The 23,070-nt window shown below is 64.4% G+C and carries 23 protein-coding genes; 9 read left to right on the plus strand and 14 right to left on the minus strand.

The features are described from left to right. Positions 1 to 80: 80 nt before the first annotated feature. Entirely contained in the window at positions 81 to 881 is an 801-nt protein-coding gene (locus GT613_RS01190; protein WP_157003590.1) for a glycoside hydrolase family 25 protein, read from the minus strand. A 136-nt stretch (positions 882 to 1,017) separates the two neighbouring features. Beyond that, entirely contained in the window at positions 1,018 to 1,770 is a 753-nt protein-coding gene (locus tag GT613_RS01195) for a biosynthetic peptidoglycan transglycosylase (protein WP_009306640.1), read from the minus strand. A gap of 221 nt (positions 1,771 to 1,991) precedes the next feature. Between GT613_RS01195 and GT613_RS01200 the strand changes: the two genes are divergently transcribed. Beyond that, positions 1,992 to 2,402, plus strand: a complete 411-nt coding sequence (locus GT613_RS01200) for an Rrf2 family transcriptional regulator (protein ID WP_009306639.1) — start codon at positions 1,992 to 1,994, stop codon at positions 2,400 to 2,402. Here GT613_RS01200 and GT613_RS01205 read toward each other — a convergent pair. Genes GT613_RS01205 through GT613_RS01220 form a run of 4 tightly spaced genes read right to left on the minus strand, consistent with a single transcriptional unit; the run spans position 2,399 to position 5,090 of the window. After that, positions 2,399 to 3,106, minus strand: a complete 708-nt coding sequence (locus GT613_RS01205; protein ID WP_161172470.1) for an ABC-2 transporter permease — start codon at positions 3,104 to 3,106, stop codon at positions 2,399 to 2,401. The two genes, GT613_RS01200 and GT613_RS01205, sit on opposite strands and share 4 nt — an antisense overlap. Positions 3,107 to 3,127: 21 nt before the next feature. Beyond that, entirely contained in the window at positions 3,128 to 3,826 is a 699-nt protein-coding gene (locus tag GT613_RS01210) for an ABC-2 transporter permease (protein WP_161172471.1), read from the minus strand. After that, positions 3,823 to 4,713: an ABC transporter ATP-binding protein gene (locus tag GT613_RS01215; RefSeq protein WP_114516348.1), complete on the minus strand. Its 891-nt coding sequence runs from the start codon at positions 4,711 to 4,713 to the stop codon at positions 3,823 to 3,825. The genes GT613_RS01210 and GT613_RS01215 overlap by 4 nt, the downstream gene beginning before the upstream one ends. Continuing rightward, entirely contained in the window at positions 4,713 to 5,090 is a 378-nt protein-coding gene (locus GT613_RS01220) for a GntR family transcriptional regulator (RefSeq protein ID WP_009306635.1), read from the minus strand. The genes GT613_RS01215 and GT613_RS01220 overlap by 1 nt, the downstream gene beginning before the upstream one ends. Before the next feature lie 282 nt (positions 5,091 to 5,372). Here GT613_RS01220 and GT613_RS01225 point away from each other — a divergent pair, with 282 nt between their 5' ends. After that, positions 5,373 to 5,561: a hypothetical protein gene (locus tag GT613_RS01225; protein ID WP_009609382.1), complete on the plus strand. Its 189-nt coding sequence runs from the start codon at positions 5,373 to 5,375 to the stop codon at positions 5,559 to 5,561. A 9-nt stretch (positions 5,562 to 5,570) separates the two neighbouring features. On the opposite strand, the gene GT613_RS01230 is transcribed toward GT613_RS01225, so the two are convergent. After that, positions 5,571 to 6,365, minus strand: a complete 795-nt coding sequence (locus GT613_RS01230) for an EFR1 family ferrodoxin (protein WP_009306633.1) — start codon at positions 6,363 to 6,365, stop codon at positions 5,571 to 5,573. 304 nt (positions 6,366 to 6,669) lie between these two features. Here GT613_RS01230 and GT613_RS01235 point away from each other — a divergent pair, with 304 nt between their 5' ends. Further along, on the plus strand, positions 6,670 to 7,032 hold the full coding sequence (locus GT613_RS01235; RefSeq protein WP_015761225.1) for an arsenate reductase family protein: 363 nt from the start codon (positions 6,670 to 6,672) through the stop codon (positions 7,030 to 7,032). A 36-nt stretch (positions 7,033 to 7,068) separates the two neighbouring features. On the opposite strand, the gene dtd is transcribed toward GT613_RS01235, so the two are convergent. Next, the gene (gene dtd, locus GT613_RS01240; protein WP_021410336.1) at positions 7,069 to 7,515 is read right to left on the minus strand and encodes a D-aminoacyl-tRNA deacylase; all 447 of its coding nucleotides are present in this window, start codon (positions 7,513 to 7,515) and stop codon (positions 7,069 to 7,071) included. A 144-nt stretch (positions 7,516 to 7,659) separates the two neighbouring features. Between dtd and bilS the strand changes: the two genes are divergently transcribed. Continuing rightward, the gene (gene bilS, locus GT613_RS01245; protein WP_009306630.1) at positions 7,660 to 8,175 is read left to right on the plus strand and encodes a flavodoxin family protein BilS; all 516 of its coding nucleotides are present in this window, start codon (positions 7,660 to 7,662) and stop codon (positions 8,173 to 8,175) included. Between the two features lie 78 nt (positions 8,176 to 8,253). On the opposite strand, the gene GT613_RS01250 is transcribed toward bilS, so the two are convergent. The 3 genes from GT613_RS01250 to hdcA form a co-directional block, all read right to left on the minus strand. Then, a complete protein-coding gene (locus GT613_RS01250) occupies positions 8,254 to 9,159 on the minus strand; it encodes a DUF368 domain-containing protein (RefSeq protein WP_009306629.1) in 906 nt (301 codons plus the stop codon). A gap of 237 nt (positions 9,160 to 9,396) precedes the next feature. Next, the gene (locus GT613_RS01255; RefSeq protein WP_009609358.1) at positions 9,397 to 10,896 is read right to left on the minus strand and encodes a basic amino acid/polyamine antiporter; all 1,500 of its coding nucleotides are present in this window, start codon (positions 10,894 to 10,896) and stop codon (positions 9,397 to 9,399) included. 76 nt (positions 10,897 to 10,972) lie between these two features. Continuing rightward, positions 10,973 to 11,926, minus strand: a complete 954-nt coding sequence (hdcA, locus tag GT613_RS01260; RefSeq protein ID WP_009609386.1) for a histidine decarboxylase, pyruvoyl type — start codon at positions 11,924 to 11,926, stop codon at positions 10,973 to 10,975. A gap of 231 nt (positions 11,927 to 12,157) precedes the next feature. Between hdcA and GT613_RS01265 the strand changes: the two genes are divergently transcribed. The 3 genes from GT613_RS01265 (at position 12,158) to GT613_RS01275 (ending at position 14,654) form a co-directional block, all read left to right on the plus strand. Continuing rightward, positions 12,158 to 12,712, plus strand: coding sequence for a TetR/AcrR family transcriptional regulator (locus GT613_RS01265; protein ID WP_015761222.1), 555 nt, complete (start codon positions 12,158 to 12,160; stop codon positions 12,710 to 12,712). Between the two features lie 188 nt (positions 12,713 to 12,900). Beyond that, the gene (locus GT613_RS01270) at positions 12,901 to 13,674 is read left to right on the plus strand and encodes a 4Fe-4S dicluster domain-containing protein (RefSeq protein WP_226844160.1); all 774 of its coding nucleotides are present in this window, start codon (positions 12,901 to 12,903) and stop codon (positions 13,672 to 13,674) included. A 200-nt stretch (positions 13,675 to 13,874) separates the two neighbouring features. Continuing rightward, positions 13,875 to 14,654, plus strand: a complete 780-nt coding sequence (locus tag GT613_RS01275; protein ID WP_161172472.1) for a MerR family transcriptional regulator — start codon at positions 13,875 to 13,877, stop codon at positions 14,652 to 14,654. 116 nt (positions 14,655 to 14,770) lie between these two features. On the opposite strand, the gene GT613_RS01280 is transcribed toward GT613_RS01275, so the two are convergent. The 3 genes from GT613_RS01280 to GT613_RS01290 all read right to left on the minus strand — a co-directional run bounded on the left by GT613_RS01280 (position 14,771) and on the right by GT613_RS01290 (position 19,047). Beyond that, positions 14,771 to 15,790, minus strand: a complete 1,020-nt coding sequence (locus GT613_RS01280; RefSeq protein WP_015761220.1) for a YhcG family protein — start codon at positions 15,788 to 15,790, stop codon at positions 14,771 to 14,773. A gap of 105 nt (positions 15,791 to 15,895) precedes the next feature. After that, a complete protein-coding gene (locus GT613_RS01285; RefSeq protein ID WP_015761219.1) occupies positions 15,896 to 17,461 on the minus strand; it encodes an ATP-binding protein in 1,566 nt (521 codons plus the stop codon). A 47-nt stretch (positions 17,462 to 17,508) separates the two neighbouring features. After that, the gene (locus GT613_RS01290) at positions 17,509 to 19,047 is read right to left on the minus strand and encodes a VWA-like domain-containing protein (protein WP_009609462.1); all 1,539 of its coding nucleotides are present in this window, start codon (positions 19,045 to 19,047) and stop codon (positions 17,509 to 17,511) included. A gap of 148 nt (positions 19,048 to 19,195) precedes the next feature. On the opposite strand from GT613_RS01290, the gene GT613_RS01295 reads away from it, so the two are divergent. Continuing rightward, positions 19,196 to 21,178: a leucine-rich repeat protein gene (locus tag GT613_RS01295; protein WP_009609452.1), complete on the plus strand. Its 1,983-nt coding sequence runs from the start codon at positions 19,196 to 19,198 to the stop codon at positions 21,176 to 21,178. A gap of 148 nt (positions 21,179 to 21,326) precedes the next feature. Then, complete coding sequence (recN, locus tag GT613_RS01300; protein ID WP_009306619.1) at positions 21,327 to 23,042, plus strand: DNA repair protein RecN; 1,716 nt, start codon at positions 21,327 to 21,329, stop codon at positions 23,040 to 23,042. Positions 23,043 to 23,070: the final 28 nt, after the last annotated feature.

Genomic DNA, 23,070 nt, shown 5'->3' on the forward strand with positions numbered 1-23,070 from the left:
ATCGAGCATGCTCCTCATGATTTCGAGCGAAAAGTGACGGCCAGTGTATCACGAACCGATGAATGTGCCAAGGGCGGGTTTTACTTCGCGGGCGGCAGCAGCAGGTTGAGGTCGACGGCGGTGTCGATGCCTGCCACGGAGCCGCCGTTGGTGTACTGCCAGATGGCGAAGTCGAACTGCGCATGCGGCTGGGCGGCGTCGTACTCGGCGAACCAGACGGGACGTCCGCCCAGATCGGCGCGGTCGTAGCGCGCCATATCGCCGCTGTTGCCGTAGATCATCGTCCCGTAGCCGCCCTGCTCGAGGCGTTCGCAGAACGCCCGCGCGCATGCGGTGAGCGTCTCGCGATCCACGTTGTTCGCACGGCCCGCGCCGTCGGCGACGGGCTCGTGGTCGTACGCCACGGGCAGCGCCAGATAGCGGCCGGCCAGCAGCCGCAGCACGAACTCGGCTTCTTCGCGCGCCTCTTCGACGGTGACGGCTTGCGAGAAGAAGTACGCGCCCACATCGAGGCCCGCGCTCGTCGCATTGTCGATATTCTCGGCGTATCGGGCATCGGCGTACAGCGCGCCCTCGGTGTAGCCGCGGTTGCCCACGCGCACGAAGGCGAAGTCCACGCCGTCGCTCGCCACAGCGCTCCAGTCGATGGCGCCTTGATGGTCGGACACGTCCACGCCAAACTGGGAGCGCACCTCGCCGTTCTCGCGGAAAGCCAGGCGGTCGCCCGAACGTTCGAGTCCGCTCCAATCGTAGGGGCTCACGTATGCCTGCGCCGCGGGCTCCGCTGCATCTTCGGGGCCGCATGCCGCCATGAAGCCGAGCGATCCCAGCAGGGCGACGGCGGTCAGGGCGGCTGCAACGGTGGTTTTGAATCGTTTCATGCGGCTTATCCTACCAAAGCCCCCCGTCGTCCGTGCGCGCGAACCCGTCGGCGCTACGACGACTACAGAACCTGCATGCAAGGCGTGCACCGCTCTGACGCGGTGTTCGGCGCGAGCGGATCAATGGGACGGCGCGTCATGCGGCCAGCGCGCGCAGGTTTCCCAGAATGTGCTGTGCCGCGTCCTGCCCGAGGTAGTCGTAGGATACGAGCTTCCGCAACACTTCCTGCTGGCGCTCGCGCGCGAGGCCAGGGTTCTGAGACAGCGCGTACACGCTCGGCGCGTTCGGGATGCCGGCCAGCAGCGTGCATTCGTCGGCATCGAGCGCGCTGGGGGCTTTGCCGAAATAACCCCAGCTCGCACTGCCGATGCCCTCGTAGCCGTCGCCGAAGTAGATGGAGTTCACGTATAGCTCCAGGATAGTGCGCTTCGAGAAGTGCTGCTCCATCGTCAGCGCCATGAACACTTCGGCTATCTTGCGCTCGACGGTCTGCTCTTGGGTGAAGTACTGGTTCTTCGCCAGCTGCTGGGTGATGGTGCTGCCGCCTTCCACGATGGCGCCCGCTTTGAGGTCGTTCACGAGGGCGCGCGCCGTGGCGATGGCATCGAAGCCGGGATGGGCGTAGAACCGATGATCCTCCACGGCCACGACGGCCTGCAGGTACAGGTCCGGCAGCTCGTCGATGGGCGTGAACGACTCGCTGCTCTGGATGGATGCGGCCATCTCGTCGAGGCCGGCTTCCTCGATCGCTTCGCGGTACAGGTTGAACCCGCGTGCAAGAAAGTACACTTCCACGAGCACGACGAGGATGAGCGCCGCCAGGGCGAGGCGCCCGATGAACGTGATGGCTGGATGCGCCGTCGATGCACGATGCGCCGTTCCTTTCATGGTTTCCACCTTTCTGTAGAGGAAAACTCCCCACTACGTTATACCAAGCGGTTCTTAACGCCGCCTTACCGACCGCTTGCCCCATCCTTACATTCCTGCAAGAAAGGCGTGTTCTATCAGGTAAACGATGGGCTATACTTTTGAAAACGACACGAACGAGAAGGGTGCGGCCGTCGCGTGCGGCAAGGCCGGTAACACCATCGAAGGACGGTGCGACGAACATGATGATATCGACACGGGGACGCTATGCGTTGCGGCTCATGATCGACATCGCACGACAAGGGGAAGCCGGCGCGCTGGTCACCATGCGGCAAGCGGCCGAGCGGGAGGATCTGTCCGTCAAATACCTCGAACAGCTGGGCGGGGCGCTGGTGAAGGCGGGCGTTCTCAAAAGCGTGCGCGGCGTGAGCGGCGGGTATCTGTTGGCGCGTCCGGCTGATCAGATCACTGCGGGAGACGTCTTGCGCGCCACCGAGGGCAGCTGCGCGCCGGTGTCATGCCTCGAAGACGGCGCGGAGGCGTGTCCGCGCCGCGATCAGTGCGTGGCCATCAATTTCTGGCGTGGGCTCGACCAGGCCATCGAGGACTACGTGGACAACGTGACGCTGGCCGATCTGGTTCAGATGGGCTAGAGGTCGCGCGTCGCGTACCCGCGAACCGCCGCGCGCTCCGATACGACGTACAAGGCGAGCGCCGCCGCCGTGACGAATCCTCCCACGACGAGCGCGCCGCCCAGCGACTGCGCGGCGACGACGATCCGACCCACGAGGGGAAGGAACGCGTCGAAGTCTATAGTGCGGAATATGTAGATCCAGCCCATGAGGGCGAGCATGAAGGCGAAGGGGATGTAGCTGGCGAGCTTGCGGTGGCTGTCGGCGAACATGAACGGCAGCAGCACGCTGAACATGGCGATGGTGAGGGCGAACGTGCCGGCCGCGAACGATACGACGCCCGCAGCGTCGAAGCCTACGGCGAAATGGCGGACAAGCGGAAGCCCCGGCACAACGGCGTTGACGATGCAAGCGGTCGTATACGCTGCGACGCCGAGAGCGACGCATCCGGCGACGACGACGGCGATGCTTGCGTAGCGTCCCGCCACTACGTTTGCTCGCGAAAGCGGCAAAGCCTGGCGAAAGGCGACCCAATCGCGCCGCTGGTCGCGCAGCAGCATGGGCATGAGCACCATGTGGGACATGGGGAAGCCGGTGAGCAGGATGATGGGAGTCGCGTTCCCCGCTGCCAGGCATATGCCCGTTGCAAGGAGCGCCCACAGCGCCACGTTCTTCGGCAGCGATTTCGCCAAAGCGAGGAAATCGGCAAGCATCATGGTCTTCATGGGGCGCTCCTTTTCCGTTCGCTAGAGCTCGCGCTTCTGGTACAGCTTGGTGGAGATTACGGCTGAGATCGCGTAGACGGCGGCCGTGATCGCAAGAACTCCGGCAGCGATGGCGATGGTGCCCGCGGGCGACTCCAACAGGTTCAGCACGTTCGCGACGAACTCGGGCGGCGGCCCGTTGCCGTCGAGCTGGAACGCGAAGAACACGCCGATTATGATGAGCAGCGGCAGGTAGCGGACGCCCTTCGTCATGCCGAACCGCGAGAACAAGGGCATCGTGACGGACAGCATGACCAAGATGATGGCCAATCCGGCGACGGACGCGAAGAGCATGGCCTGCCACGAGAAGTTCATCATGAGGTCGGCCAGCTGGGGAACGCCGGGGGCGATCTGCGCGACGGCGACCATCACGAGCGTCACCAGCAGGCCTGCCGCGATGCCCAGCAGCGCCAACAGCGCGAAGCTGACGTAGCGGCCTGCGATCACGTTCGATCGCGACATGGGCAAAGCCAGACGGAACTGCTGCCAGTTGGCGCGTTCGTCAAGCGCGAGGATGGTGATGGTCAGCGAGAAGGGAATCATCACGCCCACCATGGGAGCGGCAACGTAGAGGTTTCCTATCACGACGGTGATGAAGATGCCCACGGCGATGGAGACGCCCAGCTGTTGCAGCAGGTATTTCTTCGCGATCAGGAGATCGGACATGATCATGGCTTTCATCGGACCTCTCCTTTCAGCATCATGCCCATGTAGACATCGATATCGGCCTTGTCCACGGGGATGTTCTTGAAGTTCTCGGCGAACGCGAAACGGTCGGGAGCCAGTACGTCGATGCCGTAGGGGTGGCGCATGCTGCGCAGCTCGCCGGGGGCGAAGAAGCCGCTCTCGGCGATGCGCTCGTAGTCGGTCGCGCGGCAGTGCGCGATGCCGGCCAGATCGGTGATCGTGTCCTTCTCGACGGCGAACACGATGCGGCCGGCGTCGATGCACACGATGTAGTCGGCGATCTTCTCCAAATCGCTGGTGATGTGGCTGGACATGAGGATGCCGTGGCGCTCGTCGCGCATGTAGCCGCGCAGGATGTCGAGCGCTTCCTCGCGGGCGAGCGGGTCGAGCCCGGCGGTGGCCTCGTCGAGGATCAGCAGGTCGGGGTCGTGCGCCAGCGCGCAAGCCAGCGACAGCTTCATGCTCATGCCGCGGGAGAGGTCCTTCACCGTCTTGCTCTTAGGCAGCTGGAACTGTGCCAGGCGCTGCTCGAAGTCGGCAGGGCTCCAGGAGTCGTAGCTGTACGACATGAGCTTGCCCACCGAGGCGACGGTCATCTCCTCGGGGAACGAGCAGGTGTCGAACACCACGCCCGTGCGTTGCTTGGCGTCCTTGATCGCCTTGCTGCCGGCGTGCTCGCCGACGTTCTGGCCGAGCAGCTCGATGGAGCCGGCATCGGGGTATATGAGGCCGAGAATGGCCTTGATGGTGGTCGTCTTGCCGGCGCCGTTCGAGCCGATGAAGCCGACGACGCTTCCGGCGGGCACGGTGAGGTCGACGTTTCGGAGGTCGAAGCCGTCATAGTGCTTCGACAAGCTGCGTATGCGGAGGAGGTCGTTCATCAGTCGTCACTTTCTGCGATGAGGTCGAGCATGTCATGGAGCTCCGGGATGCCGACGTTCGCGCCGCGCGCTTCGTCGACGGCCTGGACGAGCAGCTCCTCGATGTGCCGAAGGCGCTCCTCGCGAAGAAGCTCGAGGTTGCCGCCGGCCACGAAGCTGCCCTTGCCGGGCACCGTCTCGATGAAGCCTTGGAGCTCCAGCTCGGCGTACGCGCGCTTGGTCGTGATGACGCTGATGCGCAGGTCGCCGGCCAGTGCTCGGATGGAGGGCAGCTGCTGTCCTTCGCCCAGCTCACCCGTCAGGATGAGGGCCTTCATCTGCGAGACGATCTGGTCGTAGATGGGCTTGTCGCTCGCATTCGAGATGATGATGTCCAACTCAGGCTCCCTTTCGTGGTTTCGTGCGCGAGCGCCGGGGCGTCCCCCTGCGCTCGGGTGGCGCGTCGCGGCGTCCCGCTTCGCGCCGGGAGAGGCCAAGCACGTTCCTCGTCCCCTCCGGCCGGGCATCGTCCACTCCGTAACGTGTAGAGTGTATATACCCGATATGCACACTATAAACAATAGATACGGAAGCGTCAAGACAGCGCATGCGATCAACTGCCGTCATTGACGTAATACGGTATTGCGCATCTATGCTCGATGAAGCGAAAGGAGCGTGTCATGGTTGCCGTCATCGACAACGAAGAGCTTCCGAAAGCTTTCCCCTCGCTTGAAGACCTAAGGAGCGGGCATCGTGCATTGACGCCTGAGCGAAAGGCGGAACTGCGGGAGCTTATCCGTTCGACGACGCTTGAGGCGCCCGACGGCTGGGGAGAGCGGTCGTTCAAGGAATTGCTTGAACGAGGCTAGGGAGGAGCGTTATGCGCGCTTGGGAGCTTTCGCGAGGACGGGGTTGACGTAGCGGCCGCGACGCTCGGTCTTCGCACCGTACTGGATGGCGTTCACGGGGCAGCGGTGCAGGCAAGCGAGGCACTGCGTGCAGCCCAGCTCGGCCCAGCGGGGCGCGCCTTCGATGATCGTGATGGTGTTGGTAGGGCAGAGGTCGGCGCACTGGCCGCAGCTGATGCAGGTGGGCAGCGCGAAGAACTCCGAGGTGGAGCGCGGCTTCTCGTCCTTTTCGGTGAACTTGGACAGCACGATGCCTAGGGGATTGCGGTGCTCGGCGCGTACGTGCTCGCGGGCTGCGATGCGATTTGCCGTCTCGCGCGCGGCAAGTTCCGCGCCGGCAAGCAGGCGCTTGCGCTTCTCGCCTTGGGCGGGCGCGTACAGGTATGTGCAGTTGCCCACCGATTTCACGCTGAACGAGGCGTCGAGGTTGATGCCCTGCGCGTCCAACAGGCGCTTGCCGAAGACGCGCGCCGTGCTGCCCACGAACGCGCCACAGCTGATCACGGCGAAGCAATAGTCGGGCGTGAAGGTTTCCTTGTTGCCCGTGCGGAAGCGGGCTCGCTTGAGGAACGCATCGATGATGGGCGGCGTGGTGTAGTTGTAGACGGGGAAGACGAAGCCCAGCTGCTCGCCTTGCGCGAGCGTGAAGTCGAAGTCCTTGTACTTGTAGGCCGCGCCGATGTCGACGAGCAGGTCGTCCGTTGCGCGCGCGATGGTCTGCGCCGCCGCGAGCGAATTGCCGGTGCCGGTGAAGTAGAAGATCATGAGCCGCCTTTCCGTCTGTATGCCTTCAGTATACCAAGCCGAGCCTGCGCGAACGATGACCCTTTTGCAACCGAAGGCGGTTACGATGTTTCACGTGAAACATTTGTACGTTTGATCGATGTGCGCGTCTGCTTCGCCTCGGACGTCCTTCGCCGTTTCCGGCAGGATCGAAGCGAACGAATGTTTCACGTGAGACATTCCGCCGCCGAGGCATGCGGCGCCCGTTCGCTTCGCTTTGCGGCTGCTTGAGGCCGTTCTGGTATGATGAGCGGGATACGAAGGCTGCAACGCGAAGGAGAAACCCATGGCGGACGTTCTGTTCATCGAATATCCGAAGTGCTCCACTTGCAAGAAGGCTAAGGCGTGGCTCGACGCGCACGGCGTGGCGTATGCTGACCGCCACATCGTGGAGGACAACCCGACGTCCGACGAGCTGGCCGCATGGCATGCGAAAAGCGGGTTGCCGCTGCGCCGTTTCTTCAACACCAGCGGCATGCTGTACCGCGAGCGCAACGTAAAGGCCCTGCTGGATGCCGGCATGAGCGACGCGGACGCCTACGCGCTGTTGGCCGAGAACGGCATGATGGTGAAGCGCCCGCTGGTGGTGGGCGACGACTTCGTGCTGGTCGGCTTCAAAGAGGCCGAGTGGGAGCGGGCGCTGCTCTAGCGCGACAGCGCGCCGGAGCGTCGTCGCATCGTCGCGCTAGAGCGCGTCGGTGTCGAGCCACAGCGTGAACGGACCGTCGTTGGTCAGGCTCACGTCCATGTAAGCGCCGAAGCGCCCCGTTTCCACGCGAGGCACGTCGCGGCGCGCGCGTTCGACGAACCATTCGTACAGCCGGTTCGCCTCGTCGGGCGCGCCCGCCTCGGTGAACGAGGGGCGGTTGCCTCGTCTGCAGTTCGCGAACAGGGTGAACTGCGACACGACCAGCACTTCGCCGCCCACGTCGGCTAGCGACAGGTTCGTCTTGCCCTCGGCGTCCTCGAAGATGCGCAGGCGCGCGATCTTGCTCCAGAGGCGTTCGGCCTGCTCCTCGCTGTCGTCGTGACCCACGCCTAGCAGGATGAGCAGCCCGCGCCCGATGCTGCCCGCCGTCGCGCCGTTGATATCTACCCGCGCGTTCGACACGCGCTGAACCACCGCTCGCATAGAAGCCTCCTCGCTTGCAGGGCGCTTGCGCCCGTTGGATTCTCTCGTTTCAGTATAACGGGGTTTACAGCGGGGTCGGACGGGCGTATAACAAGCTGATTCGAATGCGGTGCCCGCGCCGAGGCATGTAGGGAAGGAACGCTTATGAGCTACGCGATCGTGTACGACAGCCGCACCGGGAATACCGAGGCATTGGCGCGGGCGGTGGCCGCCGCGCTGCCGAGCGAAGGGCGCCTTGCGTTCGGTCGGGTGGACGAGGTGGATCGCGCCGCCGTCGCGCAGGCCGACCGCGTGTACGCAGGGTTCTGGACGAACCGTGGCGATTGCGGCGACGAGTTGGCCGAGGTTCTGGCCTCGCTCGCGGACAAGGACGTGTTCCTGTTCGGGACGGCCGGGTTCGGAGCCGACGAGACGTACTTCGCGGGCGTCATGGCGCGCGTGGCGGTGCATCTGCCCGAATCGGCGCGGATCGTGGGCACGTTCATGTGCCAGGGCCGCATGCCCGCCAGCGTTCGCGCCCGCTACGCGCAAACCGCCGAGGCTAAGCCCGAGCAGGCTGCGCGCATGCATCAGCTCATCGAGAACTTCGACGAAGCGGCGAGCCATCCCGATGACGATGATCTCGCGCGTTTGCGCGAAGCTGTCCAAGCGGCGAGCTAGCATGGCGAAGCCGGCGAGCCTTCCCGGCATCGGCTTCCATGCCGCGTTGCGGCTGTCCGATGCGGGCGTCGTAGCGCGTTAGCCCTCGGCGGGTTCCTCCAAGCGCGACCTGAGCAGCTGGAGCCCGCCGACCACGGCGCCGCCGATGAGGAAGAACACGATGCTGAACGTGTCGAGGCTCATGGCCGGCTGCGGCTCGCTCAGCGTGAGCGGCCCTTGCGTGATGGAGAACAGCGACCCCAGCATCATGCCGATGATGGCGTAGATGGTCTGCGAGCGGAAGCGCTCGAGGCACATTCTGATGAGTCGGACGAACAGAAGCATGCCGCATGCGATGCCCGCCGCGAACACCATCAGAATAGGCAGGTAGGACAGATCGAGCCCCATCGTCGCGCGCACCGCACCCATGATGGGCACGTACAGCCCGAAGATCAGCAGCAGCGTGGAGCCCGATATGCCCGGCAGCACCATTGCGGAGATGGCCGCCATCGCCGCCAGGAACACGTACGCCACCAGGCCGAGGTCGAGGCTCTTCGCCGCAACGTCGATGCCCTCTCCGCTCACGGGGCTCAGCAGCGTCACTGCCACGACGAATGCGACGCCCACGACGGCGAACGCGAGGTACGGCAGCCGTTTACGCAATGCGTCCAGCTCCTCGCGCACGACGATGGGGATGGCGAACACGATGAATCCCATGAACAGCGAGCTGACCTCGTAGATGTGCGTATCGAAGAAACTGGTCAGCACGAGCGCCGACAGCCCGAACCCGATCGCCCAACCTGCGCCCAGCTTCAGCAGGAAGCGCACGGCTGCGAAGCGCGCAGCCCTCGCGCCGTGGAACAGGTCGTCCAGCGAGCCGATGAACCGGTCGTAAAAGCCCAGCAGGAAGGCGACGGTGCCGCCCGACACCCCGGGCACGCTGTCGGCCAGGGCCATGCAGAACCCGCGGACGGAGTTGACGATGAGTTCGGTAAAGCCCTTCACGGATGACTCCCTTTCGGTTTCCAATGTGAACAGCATGGCGTATTCGCAGGGGAATCCTCGAGTCGTACACCGATCGATGGAGGATATTCAGACCGCTTAAGATTCGGTAAAGCCCGTGTAAAGGGAAGGTAAAGCCGCAGCGTTTTCGACGAATCGGGTCTGATGTGCAAGACGACCAAAAAAAGCCCGGGGCCGTAAGCGGCCTCGGGCTTCGCGGTGATCGCAATCGTGCGCGCTCTAGATATGGATGTTCCCGAACGTGATGACCGAGTAGATAAGGCCGGCGATGCCGAGCGCCAGCACCACGGCCAGGATGACCTTGTCCGACCGCTTCTCGAACAGCTTCGCCTGTCGGTCGTGCTGGCGCACGCCCACGATGTACAGCGGCAGGCCGATGGCGTACACGATGCAGGCCACCATGAGGTAGTTCAGGCCGGCCGCGTAGATCAGCCACAGTCCGTACAGCGAACCGGCCGCGCCCGTGAACACGGCCATGCCGCGGCTGGCGAAGATGCCGGACGGGTACTCCTTCTTGACGGCGATCTTGAACAGGAACAGCGTGCAGAAGAAGTAGCACGGAAGCGCCATGACGCTGGTGATGCTGATCATCGTGGTCCAGGCGTTGTTGCCTATGAAGAACGAGATGATGAGCACCACCTGCACGACGATAGTGGTCCACAGAAGGGATGTGGACGGCGAGCCGTTCTTGTTCTCCTTCACGAACATTTTGGGGAAGATGCCGCTTTTGGAGGCGGCCAGCGGCATCTCGCCCAGCATGAGCATCCAGACGAGCCAGGAGCTCAGCACCGAGACGATCACGCCGGCGTTCACCATGATCTCGCCCCATTTTCCGAACGACTTCAGCATGATGGCCGCCATCGACGGGTCGGCCATGCTGCCGACTTCCGCTTGCGAGTACACGCCGAGGGGCAGAAGCGACACGACGATGTAGAGCGCCAGCGTGACGAGGAAGCCGATGGTGGTTGCTTTGCGCACTGCGGCCTGCGATTTCGCCTTGCCCGACACGACCACGGCGCCCTCGATGCCCAGGAACAGCCACAGCGTGACCAGCATCGTGGACGAAACCTGAGGCATGACGTTGCTGAAGTCCAAGGTCAATGCCACGCCGTCTTTCATGCCCCAGAAGCCTTCCATGAACACCGAGAACTTGAACACGGTGGCCACGGCCAGGATGAAGATGAACACGGGCAGCAGCTTGCCGATGGTGCCGATGATGTTCAGGAAGCTGGTGGACTTCGCGCCGCGCAGGGCCAGCAGGTACATGATCCACGTGATGATGGAGCCGCCGATGATGGACGGAATGTTATTGCCGCCCGTGAAGTCGGGCACGAAGTAGTTCAGCGTGGCCATGACGAGCACTGAGTAGGCAACAAGCGCGAAGCAGTTGCAAATCCAGTAGCCGTACGCCACGAAGAAGCCGATCAGCTTGCCGAAGCCTTTCTCGGCGTACGTGTACAGGCCGTTCGTGAGCTCGGGTCGCGCGGCCGACAGGATGCGGAACGTGTTCGCGATGAACCAGATGCCGATGCCGGTGACGACCCAGGCGATGATGATGGCTCCTGCGGAGGCGTCTGCGGCCATGTTCTGGGGGAGGTTGTAGATGCCTCCGCCGATCATGGCGCTGATGACGATGCCTACCAGGCCGATCAGGCCAACTTTTTTCGAGCTGTCCTGGGCCGATGATCCGCCGGAACCGGAAGCGGTTTTGTCTGCCATGTTTCCAGTCCTTGTCTAAACGTGATCGAGCCGCCCGGGGGTTGCCTGGACGGCTCGATCAGGGGGATACCGTCGGTTACGCGATGTCCGTGAGCGGCTCGAAGTCCATTTGCTTGAGCCAGTCGGACAGGTGCAGGTTGTTGAGCGAGGCGAATCCGGTAGCGGGCACGGCGTTGCGGGCCAGCGTGACGTAGGGACCCACCGTGATGGCGTTGCCGATCTCGCCCGGCTTCATCATGCGGTGAGCGAAGCCCACGTAGGTGCGGTCGAACAGCACGTTCTGGTCGCGGCCGCACTCGACGACGGACCAGACGATAGCTTTGCGATGCTGCTCGAGGAACGCGATCATGTCCTCTTCGTTGTCGTTCTCGGTCCACACGCCGGCATCCTCGATGAACAGGTCGGCCGCGAAGTCGCGATCGGCGGAAAGGGAGATGGCGATGAAGGACCACACGCCGTAGCCTTCGCCCTCCTTGAGCGGGCGGTCGGTCTTCGGGCGGTAGGCGACGACGCCCTTGTTCGCGCAGATGGTGTGCGCGCCCGGAATGGGATGGTAGCGGCGGTTCTGCTCGGTGCCGAACAGCTCCACGCCTGCGCTCAGCAGCGGGGCGGCGTCGTACACTTCCAGCTCGCGGCCGTTCCACTGCTTCTCGGTGAACAGCGGCTTGCTCTTGCCGTTGTCGACCGAGTCGTGGCGGGCGAGGTCGTAGCCCCACACCTGTCCGGCCATGCCGCAGAACGACGAGGCGGTCAGCATGTTGATCTGGCCGACGTACGCATCGGCGGCCTCGGCCTTGTCGTACGTGACGATGCGGTCGACCAGCTCGTCGTTGGTCTTCTCCACCGTGCCTGCCGAAACCTTCAGCACGGACACGTAGCCGTTGCCGTAGGCGCCGGGCATGCCGTATCCGTCGCAGTAGTCGTCGTACGGACTGATGGCCGTCTTGTCGATATGCGGCGCGCGCATGGTTGCATGGTGGTTTGCCTCGCGAGCGATAGTGCGGTTGCGTCGCTCCTCAACGTTCTTCATGGATGGAACTCCTTTCGTATGCGAACGATTTCAGCGCCGATTGTAGGACCCCTCGTGCGTGTGGAATTTCGCAGGGGGGTTTCGATGGCGAGCCGTGCTTTGCCCGACGATGCGCCGTCACGAAGATGAAAGGAAGGTGTTGCCGGGATTCGTCGCATCTCTTGACGGTGCTGTTGACATACCGTATATTACAAACGTTATATAACGGTTGTAATATACGGGAGGGTGAGGATGCCGGAGCAGAAAGTGGGGCGCGAGACGGTGCTCGATGCTGCACTGGGCTTGCTGCGAGAGAGGGGAGAAACGGCGCTGAGCGCACGGACGGTGGCCGAGCGGGCGGGCTGCTCGGTGCAGCCGATCTACAGCTTGTTCGGCGACATGCGAGGACTCGTGCGCGCACTGTACGACCATGCGCGCGCGTGGGTCGCGGCGTACAACCGCGAGCATGTGGACGACGGCCGCAATGCGTTCGAGGCGAACGGGTTGTCGCATCTGCGCCTTGCGCGCACGGAGCGTCATTTGTTCCAATTCCTGTACCTATCTCCGCACATGGAGGCGACGAGCTTCGCGGAAGTGTACGAGAGCGTGGCCGTCGACGGCGTGCAGCAATGCATCGAGGAGCTGGGGCATCTGTCGCCCGCGGCGGCGCGCGCGCTGTACCTGCACATGATCGTGTACACCCACGGTATGGCGGCCATGCTGGTTGCTGGCGCGCAATTTTCCGACGAGGAACTGGGCGAACGCTTGAACGAGGCCTTCACGGGTCTGCTGACGTTGGTGAGATGAGGGAAACCATGGAGGAGTCGGAGAGAAATTGTGCGAGCGATGTTTCACGTGAAGCATCGGGTGTTTCAGAACACATGTTGCATGATGTCGTTTCGGGCGTGACGCGAGTGGAGGAACCGAATGATCCGGCGCGAGGCGGGCGAGGACGTGTTGGCGCGCGGTCGGCCGACAAGGTGCGCGGGTCGGCGGTGCGATCGGCCGACGAGGTACGCGCGCAGCGCGAGCGGGGAAGGAAGCGGCAGAACGCGCGGCGGTTGGCGCTGCTCGTGTCGTTCCTGCTGTTCCCGGTCATCATCTTCTACTTCTCACCGGCGCTGATCATCGAGGGCGCCTTGGAAGGGGCGGTGGCTGCCAGCATGCTCGTGTTCTGCCTGCAGTTCTTGTTGGCTATCGTGCTGCGTCGCGCGTGGTGCGGGTGGTTGTGCCCGGCGGGCGGCCTGCAGGAGCTTGAGGCGACCGCCGTAGGCAAGCCCGCGAAACTGGGGTGGAGGGCGCGCGTCAAGTATGTGATCTGGGTGCCGTGGGTGTGCTCCATCGTAGCGTGCGCATGGATCGCCGGTGGTTTCACGACGGTCGACCCGTTGTACGGCATACCGGGCGGCGTGTCTATGAACAGCCCTTTGGGATTGCCTATCTATTTCGGCATCGTGGCGCTGTTCTTCGTTCCCAATCTGTTCTTGGGGTGTCGCGCCATGTGCCACTGCATCTGCTGGATGGCGCCGTTCATGGTATTGGGCGAGAAACTGGGTTCGGCGCTGCGGGTTCCGCAACTGCGCATCGAGGCCGATCCGAATGGCTGCATCGGCTGCGGGAAGTGCGACCGCGCGTGTCCGATGAGCCTGCCGGTGCAAGACCTCCTGGCCGGCGGTGCCGTCGCCGACGCCGAATGCATCCAGTGCGCCGCCTGTGCCGACGTATGTCCCAAGGGCGTGCTGCGTCTGCGCATGGGCCGCATGCGGTAAGCGAGCCCGAATCGGAATGTTTCACGTGAAACATTAGTACTGTTTGTCCACTTCGATCAGCACGTGCCCTTCTTTCGAATAACGTCTGGCGAGGGGAGCGCCGCGCAACCTCAATCCGGTCGAAAAAAAATTGCACGCGTCTGTTGACCCTCACGTAACGTGAGGGTGTACGCTGGTTGCACGCAGGAAAGGAGGCGCTCATGGAACGGGAACGGGCGGGCGGCGGGTACACGGTGCACGAGTTGGCCGAGCTGTCGGGATGCACGGTGCGCACGCTGCATCATTACGACGAGCTGGGGCTCGTTCGCGCGCAACGCGCCAACAACGGGTACCGGCGCTACGGCGCGGCCGAAGTCGACCGGCTGCATCAGGTGCTGCTGTACCGGGAATGCGGCATGCCGCTTGCTGCCATCGGGCGTTTGCTGGACGACCCCGCGTTCGATGCGCGCGACGCGCTGGCCGGCCACCTGCGCGAGCTGCACGCGCGCAAGCAGCGTCTCGACGGATTGATCGCGAGCGTGGAGAAGACGCTCGCCTGTATGGAAGGTTCTGCAACTATGGAAGACGAAGAGAAGTTCGAGGCGTTCAAACAAGGCCTCGTGGGCGAGAACGAGCAGCACTACGGCAAGGAGGTGCGCGAACGCTGGGGCGACGATGCGGCCGATGCGAGCAACGCGAAGCTCATGGGTATGAGCGTCGAGCAGTACCGCCAAACCCAGAAGCTGGAGCAGGGCGTCAAGGATGCGCTGGCGGCAGCGATGGCTGCGGGCGATCCGACGGGCGAGGACGCGCACCGCGCGGCCGACCTGCACCGCCAATGGCTGTGCGAATTCTGGAAGGACGGAACGTACTCAAAGGCCGCGCACCTCGGCCTGGCCGAGATGTACGTGGCCGACGATCGCTTCAAGGCCTACTACGAAGCTGTCGCCCCCGGCGCTGCGGAATTCCTCCGCGATGCCATCAAGGCGTACTGCGCATAGGAATGTGCGCCCCGCCGCCTTTCGCGGCGGCGGGGCGCCATCTTCGCTCGCAAAACACGCCTCGGCTCCCAACGCGTGTTTTACGAGCGAAGATGCTTAGTTTTGCCGGAGCGTGATTATTCTTCTTCGCTTGCGAGCAGGCAGGTTGCTTCTAAGGCTTGCGACAGCTCCTCCTCGGTTGGCAGGCAGAGCACGTACTGCGATGCGAAGATTCCCTTCTTATCGGCGAGGACGGAATACTTGGCCACCGCTTCGTTGCGATTCGCGCAGAGGACGATGCCTATGGTGGGATTGTCGTCAGGCTGGGTGCACTGGTCGTCGAATAGGCGAACGTAGAAGTCCATCTGCCCGACATCCTGGGGCGTGAGCTTCCCGGTTTTCAGGTCGATCAGGACGAAGCATTTGAGGATGTAGTGGTAGAACACGAGGTCGATGTAGTAGTGGTCGCCATCGGCGCTGACTCGCTGCTGGCGCGCGACGAACGAGAACCCTTTTCCCAACTCCAATAGAAATTGCTGGAGTTTGTCCATGAGCGCTTGCTCTAAATCCGTTTCCAGGTAGTTCGAGTTGCCACCCAGATCGAGGAAGTCGAGTACGTAAGGGTCTTTGAGGATGCCGTCGGCTTTAGTTGGCGGCTCGAGGTTCTGGATCTCTTGTCGAACCTCGTCTTTTCCTTCTGCGCGAGTGGCCAAAAGTCGTTCGTAGTAGAACGAGTGGATCTGCCGGTCGAGCTGCCGCACCGTCCAGCGCTCTTCGACGGCGGAGCGCACGTAGAAGTCGCGACGGACGGGATCATCTATGCGTATGATCAGGCGATAATGCGACCAGCTCAATTCGGCACACAATGTGTGCCGAATTGGATATGCAAGATACAGCTGGCGCATGGCGCGAAGGTTTCGTTCCGTGAACCCCTTCCCGAATTCGGCTGTCAGCCGCTCGGACAGGTATTCCATCAGATGCTGGCCGTATTCTGCGCGGTCGCCCTGCGCTTCGACGATTTGCCGGCCGATCTCCCAATATGCGGAAACCATTGCGTCGTTGATTGCCGCCGCCGCTTTCGTGCGCGCGGTTTCGAGTGCGGCGCGAACCGATTGATAGACGGCTTCGTCCGGGGAAGGATCGTAGATCTGTTCCAAGGACAGCCTCCTTTCGAGAAGGCGGCTGTCCTTTACGGGAAAGTTAGGGTAGCACCCGACCAGTGAATACGATGTGCTTCATTATATAGAACATCAGTTCGTTTATCAAGCCTCTTCTTCTGTCAGATCCAGACGGTTGATGCGGTCGGCCAGGTCGGCTCCTCGTTCGTAGAACAGAAGGTCCTCGTTGTGGGCGAAGTAGCGCTCGCAGCCGTGGTCGTTGATGAAGGCCATGCCATAGCGGTTCACCGATAAGTCGGTGACCAACAGCAGCATCTCCTGGCCGTTGCCGAACGCGTCCTCCACGAAGCGGAAGGCGTTGTCCAGCGCGCTCGACACGGCCGCGATGCGCGCGTCCAGCGCGTCGACCATTTCCCCGAACAAAGTTTTCACCTGCGAGAACGGAACCCCGCCGCCCGCAGCGTCGCAACGCAGCGCGCGGTCGATCAGCGCAAGCGCGCGCTGGTAGGCCACGTACTTCTCGTCCGACAGCAGGCTCGCTTTGCGCTCGGTGTCCAAGCGCGCTTGGAGCGAGGCAGCTTCTTCGCGCAGGAGGGGCAGCGCGTTCGCGTCGTCGATCGCTATCGCCGCAGGGGATCCTTCGACTGCGCTCGCTCCGTTCGCTTCGCTCAGGATGGCATCCCGCATCGCCGCCAGCCGTCCGTGCGCGAACTCCACCGCGCGCTCTTCCATCACGGCGTCGCGCAGCCGTCCGCCCAAGGCGTCCGTGATCAGCCCCATGAGCGACACCCGTTCGTCGAACGCGGCCTCGCGGGCGCGCTCGACCACGCTCTGCTCGGCGGAGCCTTCCAGTATGCGCTCGATCTGATAGTCGGCGCGGTACTTCGTGAACAGGTCGTAGTATACCGAGAAGCGCTTCGCGATCTCGGCGTTCTGCACGTACTGCCCGATCAGCAGCTCGTCCACGGGGACGCCTTGCTCCTCGTACAGCTTCATCATGGCGGAGAGGTCGTCCCAGCCGCGCGCCGTGACGAACGACTTGCCGTCCACGGTGGTCTCCACGCGGTAGAAGTGGTCGCGCTCGATATCGAGGTACGTGAGCACGGCGGGGTGCACGCCCGTCTCCACGGCGAAGTCGCGCCAGGCGGCGAAATCGGGCTCCACGTCGATGCGCTTGAGGCGGTCCCAGGTGGCGATGTCGAAATCGTGCGCCGTGCGGTTGTACTCGGGCGGGTTGCCGGCCGTAACCACGATCCACCCGTCGGGCACGCGGTGGCGTCCGAAGATCTTGTACTGCAAAAACTGCAGCATCGCGGGCGTCAGCGTTTCCGACACGCAGTTGATCTCGTCGAGGAACAGGATGCCCTCGCGCTTGCCGGTGGCCTCCATCGCGTCGTACACGGCGGCGATGATCTCGCTCATCGTGTATTCGGACACGTCGTATTCCACGCCGTCGTACGTCTTCTTCGCGATGAACGGCAAGCCGAGCGCGCTTTGGCGCGTGTGGTGCGTCATCGAATACGACACGAACCCCACGTCGAGGTCCTGGGCGATCTGCTCCATGATGGCCGTCTTCCCGATGCCGGGCGCGCCCAGCAGGAACACGGGGCGCTGCCGTTCGGTGGGCAGACGGTAGTTGCCGAACTCGTCCTTCGAAAAGTACGCCAGCATGGCGTTTTTGATCTGCTGCTTTGCCTGACGGATGTCCATGATTGCTCTCCTTGCGAGTTGATGTCCTAAAAGGGGACAGGCACCTTTTAGGACATTTCTTCCAATACGACGGTTTCGTCGAGCTCCACTTTCATGGCCCACGCAGGGACGTTCGGACTCGCGGCGGCCGAGGCGTCGTCGACGAAGACGAACGCGGTGTCGTAATCGGGCTTGCGGGCGGGATAGGTTCCCTGCCCGTCGGTGAAGTAGATGAGGCCGCCCAGGTTCACGAGGTCGCCGCGCTCCACGGCGTCGTCCACGTAGGCGAACACGGGGCGGAAGTCCGTGCCGCCCAATCCTTTGATCTCGAGGCCGTCCAGGTAGTCGTCCAGATCGCGCAGGTTCGAGATGCGCGCGACGTCCGTGATGGCGGCGTCGCATTGCACGATGAGCACGTTCATGTCGGCGAAGAAGCTGGTCTCTTGGCTGAGGATGGCGTACGTCTTCTCGATGAAACGGCGCACGAGGCCGTCCTTGGTGGAGGCCGAGGTGTCGATGGCGATGACGAAGTCGCGGATGCGCCGCTCTTCCACGTATTCCAACGGCTCGATGAGCGGGAGGTTGCCGTAGCGCTTGAGCCCGTAGCAGTAATAAACGTAGTCGAACTCGTCGTCGTTCACGCGGATCTGCTCGCCCATCCGGGCGAACTTGCGCAGGAACTCGCGATAGTCCTGCTTCTCGCGCGTCACGGCGCGCAGGTTCATGGCAAGGTTCGCGCCCTCGACGCCCCACAGCTTCGCGTAGGCGTCAAGCTGCACGCCCATCTCGTAGGCCGCGCTCTTCCACTGCTCCTTGGACCGATCTAGGTTCACCGTGTCGGCGAAGCGGTCGTCGATGGAGCGTCCTACCTGTTCGGGAGCCTCTTTCTGCACGATGTCGTCCTGGCTGACCGCCTGGTGCGACTTGTGGTTCGGCTTCGCCTGGTCGGCATCGGACGGCATCTCCATGTCGGTTCCGCTCGTGGCGGATTGGGCCGACGCGGCTCCGTCCTGCGCGTCCGCCCCCTCATCGCGTTCGCCCTCTTCCGAATTCGTTTTGCGGGCCTCCTCTGCGGCTGCGAGGCGGTACCAGGGCTCATGGTCGTCCATGTAGAACGGTGCGCGCAGATCGGCCAGCTCGGCATCGTCGAGCCCCTCATCCTGCAGGTACCGGTACACGGTTTCTGCGGTTGCCAGCGGCAGCGCCGCGTCGATGCGCGCGAGGGTCGCGCGCTGGCGCTCGGCGCGAGCGGTGCGGGTGGCGGGCAGGTCGAGTTCGGAGATGGTGCGTTCCACGACGATGTCGCATGCGGCGTCCCAGCGCGCAACGTCCACGTGCGGGCCGGGGTAGAGGTGCAGGAACACGTTGTGCAGCACGATGTGCAGATAGGCGCGAGTGAGTTCGGCCGGTTCCGCGGCGTAGAGGCGCGCGAGCGTTGCGGGGTCGAAGCGGATGTGAAGGCCGTCAGTGGCCAGCGTGGCATCGCGCACGGGGAAAGGGCGCAGGCGCGCGAACGCAGCGTTCATGAAGCGCAGGTTCACGAGCAGCGCGTTTTTCGCAAGGTCGAGCGCTTGGCGGGCAAGCGGCTCGACGGCTTCGACGGCCATGATGCTCCTTTGAACGAATGTGCGTGCGCGAAGCGCGTGCTTGCTTCGCGGCGGCTCTTGCCTTCGTCGCTTCCCGCAGTGTAGCATGGGGGAAGCCAAGGGTAAACAGGCTCGTTGCCGAGAGGTTTTTGGGAGGTAGCACAATACTATGATGGAGAACACGCTGGTCTATCATGGTGCTCATGCGCCGATCGAAGAATTGCTTGATCATGCGATCAAGAATCCGGTGCGCCTCGACGCGCGCGATGTGGAGGTTGTCGAGGCTGCGCGGGCGGTGGAGGGCGAAGTGTGGTCTCCGCAGCTTCCGGCTTATCGGGCCTGGGCTGCCGAAGGGGAAGCCGGCGACGTCGCGGGCGGTGCGGGTCGCGAGGGGGATCTGTATTCCGCAGGCGCGCTGTGGATGGGCGAGTTCGACGAGCTGCTTGCCCAGGCGGCCGAACGCGATGCCGCCGACGCGCAGGAGACGCCGCGCGCTCGTATGGAGGAAGGGCTCCGCGGAGCCGTGGGGGTGCGGCAGGTGCCCGGCGGATATGCCCTGACCGCGTTCGATCTGCGGAGATTCGCTGCGGCGGTGGGGCAGAGCGACGATTTGGCGGTTCTGCTGCCCGCGTACGTGGACGGGATCCCCGTGGTGCGCGTGGCCGTGGAAGCGTTCGCGCGCCGCTTCGTGCAGGGCGTGGGGGTGCTGCTTCTGGTGGTGCCCGACACGGTGGAGCATATCGCTGCGAACGCGTTCGCAGCGATGTCGGCGCAGCGGATCCATATCGGGCGCGGCGTAAGCCAGCTAGGAGAGCAGCGCTGCGATTTGGCGGGAGTCTCGCCGCGGTTGGCGCGCCGGGAGTATTCGGTGGATGCCGGAAACGCGCGCTATCTGGCGCGCGAGGGCAACCTGTTTTCGGACGGCGGACGGGAGCTCGTGTTCTTGGCCTCTCCGTACGGCGAGCGCGTGAGCCTGCCCGATGGGGTGGAGCGCGTGGCTTCGTCGGCGTTTGCGGACGGTTGCGAGCCCCCTGCGGTGGTGGACTGCTCGGCGGCGCTTGCGCGCGTTGACTCTCGCAGCTGGGACGACGCGGTCTGGCGCTGCCCGGTCGAGGCTCCCGCGTACCGCGCGCTTCGCAAGCGCGGCGTCCGTCTGGCGGGGCCGGCAGCCGTCGAGTTGGAAGGATGCTGGTACGACTTCGACGCGGAGGGCGCGGTGCTGGTAGCGGGGCCGCCGAAGCCGATATCGGTGTCGCGGCGCTTCGCCGAGCAGGCTGCGGTGCGCGCCGTGGCCGTGCGCGGCAAAGACGAGGTTGCAGACGATGCCGACGTCTGCGCGCTTTCGCCCGCTGCGGCGGCTGCCGAGGCGGCCACGGAGTTCGCGGCCTCGGGGGAAGCGGGCTCCACCGTGGGTTACGTGTCGGCCAGCGCGAGCGACGTGCTGGCGCTTCCGCGACAGGTGGAAGGGCGGCCGCTCGTGCGCATCGGCGTAAGAGCCCTGCCGTTCGCGCCGGCCTCGGTGGTGGTACCCGAAACCGTGCGCATCATCGAACGCGACAACGCATGCCGCGGCACGAAGCGCCTGATCCTTCCCGAAGGGCTGGTTTCCATCGGCGCGCACTGCTTCTGGTCGCGTAAGCTGGAGGGGCCCGTGCTTATCCCGGCGAGCGTGCGCTCGGTCGGGGAGGGCAGCTTCGAGTACGCGGTGTGCCGCCTGTCGCACGTGGGGGCGATCGTGCACGTGTCGGCCGATCAGCTGCTCACCTGCTTTCTGACGGACGCCTCCGACGGCGTTCCGTTCGACTTCGGGCGCTACGACGAGCTTCTGCGGTCGGGGAAAAACCTGCCCGATCGTTTGGGCGCGCTGCTGCACCGGCTGGCCGTACCCTACCGGCTCGCCGACGACATGCGCTCGGTTCTGGTGTCGCACCTGCGGGGCTACGGGCGCGAGGCCCAGGAGCGCATCGCGCGCGAGGGAGATCGGAACATGGTGGAAGCTCTGGTCAAGGCCGGTTTTATCGACGATGCCTCGTTCGATCGGCAGATCGAGCTTTTGCGCGCTTGCAACCGCACCGACTGCGTGGCGTACCTCATGGAGCATCATCGCGCCCAGGCCAAGCCGACGAGCGCGAAGGAGCGGTTCGCGCTGTGAGCCACGGCGCGTAACGCGCGTCGGAAAGGCGTGGACCCTGCGCTAGGTTTAAGCGGTTTGAGCGACTGGGCGAATCCGCTTCGGCGGCGCGCCCTCGCGCTGCTATACTTGATGGCTCTGGAACGAACGAGGCTGTAAGAGGTGCGCGATGATCGACGAGATCCAAGTTGAGAACCTGGCGCTGATCCGCGAGGCGACGCTGGTGCCGGCGCGCGGGCTGACCGTGCTCACGGGCGAGACGGGCGCGGGCAAGACGGCGCTGCTCTCGGCGTTGAAGCTGCTCATGGGTGCGCGCGCCGACAAAGACGCCGTCCGCGACGGCGAGGAAGCCCTCTCCGTGTCGGGGAGGTTCTACGGCGCCGTCTTTTCCGGCTTTGCGTCTTCCGACGATCTTGCGGGCCGGTCTTCCGCTGACGCGGTTGAAAGCGGGGAGGCGGACGACGGCGTTCCCGTCGAGCTGGTCGCCATGCGCCGCGTAACCTCGGACGGGCGTTCGCGCGTGTCCATCGACGGCCGCATGGCCAGCGTCGGCGAGCTGGCTCGCGCCATTGCTCCCACCATCGACTTGTGCGGTCAGCACGAGCACCAGCAGCTCATGAAAACGTCCCAACATGTTCGTATGCTCGATGCCTGGGCGGGCGACGCGGTGGTACAGGCGCGCACCGCCTACGAGGAGGCGTTCGCGACGGCGAACGCGGCGGCGGCCGAGCTGACGCGCGTGCGCGAGGCGGGCGAGGCGTCCTCGGCCAAGCTCGACGAGGCGCGCTTCGTGCTGCAGCGCATCGACGCGGTGGATCCGCGCGAGGGCGAGTACGACGAGCTGCTGGACGACCTCGCCCGCGTGGAGCATGCTGAGGCATTGGCTGTCGCTGCGAACGGGGCGCATGAGGCGCTTGCGGGCGAGCAGGGGGCCATCGACGCGCTGGGCAGCGCGGTGGCGGCGCTCGACGGTGCGGCGCGTTACGATGCCAAGCTGGGCGAGTTCGCCGACGCGTTGCGCGAGGCGGGCTACGTGTTGGAGGACATGGCGCGCGAGACGCGCGACTACCGCGAGGGCGTGGAGTTCGACCCCGAGACGCTGGCGCAGCAGCAAGAGCGCATGGCTTCGCTGCAAGGGCTCCTGCGCACGTACGGTCCGCGCATGGAAGACGTGCTGGCGCGTCGCGCCGAAGCGGCCGACCTCGTATCGCTCGTGGACGATGCCGCCGAGCGCGAACGCGCGGCGCAGCGGGAGCTCGACCTGGCCGAAGAGGCGCTCGCGCAGGCGGCGTCCGCGCTGGCCGACGCGCGCGCCGAGGCCGCCCCGCGGTTCGCCGAAGCCGTGACGGCGCAGATGGATCGCCTGGAAATGGGCGGGGCGCAGCTGGTGTGCGACCTCGCACCGCTCGAGCGCGTTCAGTGGACGAAGGCGGGCCCGCAGGCCGTGGAGTTCCTGTTCCGACCTGGCGCCGGCATGCAGGCGCGTCCGCTCGCGCGCATCGCATCGGGCGGCGAGGTCAGCCGCGTCATGCTGGCCGTGAAGGTGGTGCTGGGCGAGGTCGACGACGTGGACACGCTTGTGTTCGACGAGGTGGATGCGGGCGTGGGAGGTTCGACCGCCGTGGCGCTGGCCGACGTGCTGGCCGATTTGGCGCGCACGCACCAGGTGATCGTCGTCACGCACCTCGCGCAGGTGGCCGTCCGAGGCCAGGCGCACTACGTGGTGCGCAAGGCTGCGGGGGACGAGGGGGCCATGCCCGAAACCGACCTGCGGCAGCTGCCCGAAAGCGAGCGTCCCGCCGAAATCGCGCGCATGCTGTCGGGCGATGCTACCGAGACATCGCTTGCGCACGCGCGCGAGATGCTGGCCCGAGCGGCCGGATAGCCCAAGCGGGCGACTCGTTTTTCTTGCG

It is taken from the genome of Eggerthella sp. BIOML-A4, assembly GCF_009875575.1.
GTDB classification, from domain to species: Bacteria; Actinomycetota; Coriobacteriia; order Coriobacteriales; family Eggerthellaceae; genus Eggerthella; species Eggerthella lenta.

What these genes read in the sequence shown, in the direction of transcription:
- GT613_RS01190 (WP_157003590.1), bottom strand. Translation starts at nt 881, where the DNA reads ATGAAACGATTCAAAACCACCGTTGCAGCCGCCCTGACCGCCGTCGCC.
- GT613_RS01195 (WP_009306640.1), bottom strand. Translation starts at nt 1,770, where the DNA reads ATGAAAGGAACGGCGCATCGTGCATCGACGGCGCATCCAGCCATCACG.
- GT613_RS01200 (WP_009306639.1), top strand. Translation starts at nt 1,992, where the DNA reads ATGATGATATCGACACGGGGACGCTATGCGTTGCGGCTCATGATCGAC.
- GT613_RS01205 (WP_161172470.1), bottom strand. Translation starts at nt 3,106, where the DNA reads ATGAAGACCATGATGCTTGCCGATTTCCTCGCTTTGGCGAAATCGCTG.
- GT613_RS01210 (WP_161172471.1), bottom strand. Translation starts at nt 3,826, where the DNA reads ATGAAAGCCATGATCATGTCCGATCTCCTGATCGCGAAGAAATACCTG.
- GT613_RS01215 (WP_114516348.1), bottom strand. Translation starts at nt 4,713, where the DNA reads ATGAACGACCTCCTCCGCATACGCAGCTTGTCGAAGCACTATGACGGC.
- GT613_RS01225 (WP_009609382.1), top strand. Translation starts at nt 5,373, where the DNA reads ATGGTTGCCGTCATCGACAACGAAGAGCTTCCGAAAGCTTTCCCCTCG.
- GT613_RS01230 (WP_009306633.1), bottom strand. Translation starts at nt 6,365, where the DNA reads ATGATCTTCTACTTCACCGGCACCGGCAATTCGCTCGCGGCGGCGCAG.
- GT613_RS01235 (WP_015761225.1), top strand. Translation starts at nt 6,670, where the DNA reads ATGGCGGACGTTCTGTTCATCGAATATCCGAAGTGCTCCACTTGCAAG.
- dtd (WP_021410336.1), bottom strand. Translation starts at nt 7,515, where the DNA reads ATGCGAGCGGTGGTTCAGCGCGTGTCGAACGCGCGGGTAGATATCAAC.
- bilS (WP_009306630.1), top strand. Translation starts at nt 7,660, where the DNA reads ATGAGCTACGCGATCGTGTACGACAGCCGCACCGGGAATACCGAGGCA.
- GT613_RS01255 (WP_009609358.1), bottom strand. Translation starts at nt 10,896, where the DNA reads ATGGCAGACAAAACCGCTTCCGGTTCCGGCGGATCATCGGCCCAGGAC.
- hdcA (WP_009609386.1), bottom strand. Translation starts at nt 11,926, where the DNA reads ATGAAGAACGTTGAGGAGCGACGCAACCGCACTATCGCTCGCGAGGCA.
- GT613_RS01265 (WP_015761222.1), top strand. Translation starts at nt 12,158, where the DNA reads ATGCCGGAGCAGAAAGTGGGGCGCGAGACGGTGCTCGATGCTGCACTG.
- GT613_RS01275 (WP_161172472.1), top strand. Translation starts at nt 13,875, where the DNA reads ATGGAACGGGAACGGGCGGGCGGCGGGTACACGGTGCACGAGTTGGCC.
- GT613_RS01285 (WP_015761219.1), bottom strand. Translation starts at nt 17,461, where the DNA reads ATGGACATCCGTCAGGCAAAGCAGCAGATCAAAAACGCCATGCTGGCG.
- GT613_RS01290 (WP_009609462.1), bottom strand. Translation starts at nt 19,047, where the DNA reads ATGGCCGTCGAAGCCGTCGAGCCGCTTGCCCGCCAAGCGCTCGACCTT.
- GT613_RS01295 (WP_009609452.1), top strand. Translation starts at nt 19,196, where the DNA reads ATGATGGAGAACACGCTGGTCTATCATGGTGCTCATGCGCCGATCGAA.
- recN (WP_009306619.1), top strand. Translation starts at nt 21,327, where the DNA reads ATGATCGACGAGATCCAAGTTGAGAACCTGGCGCTGATCCGCGAGGCG.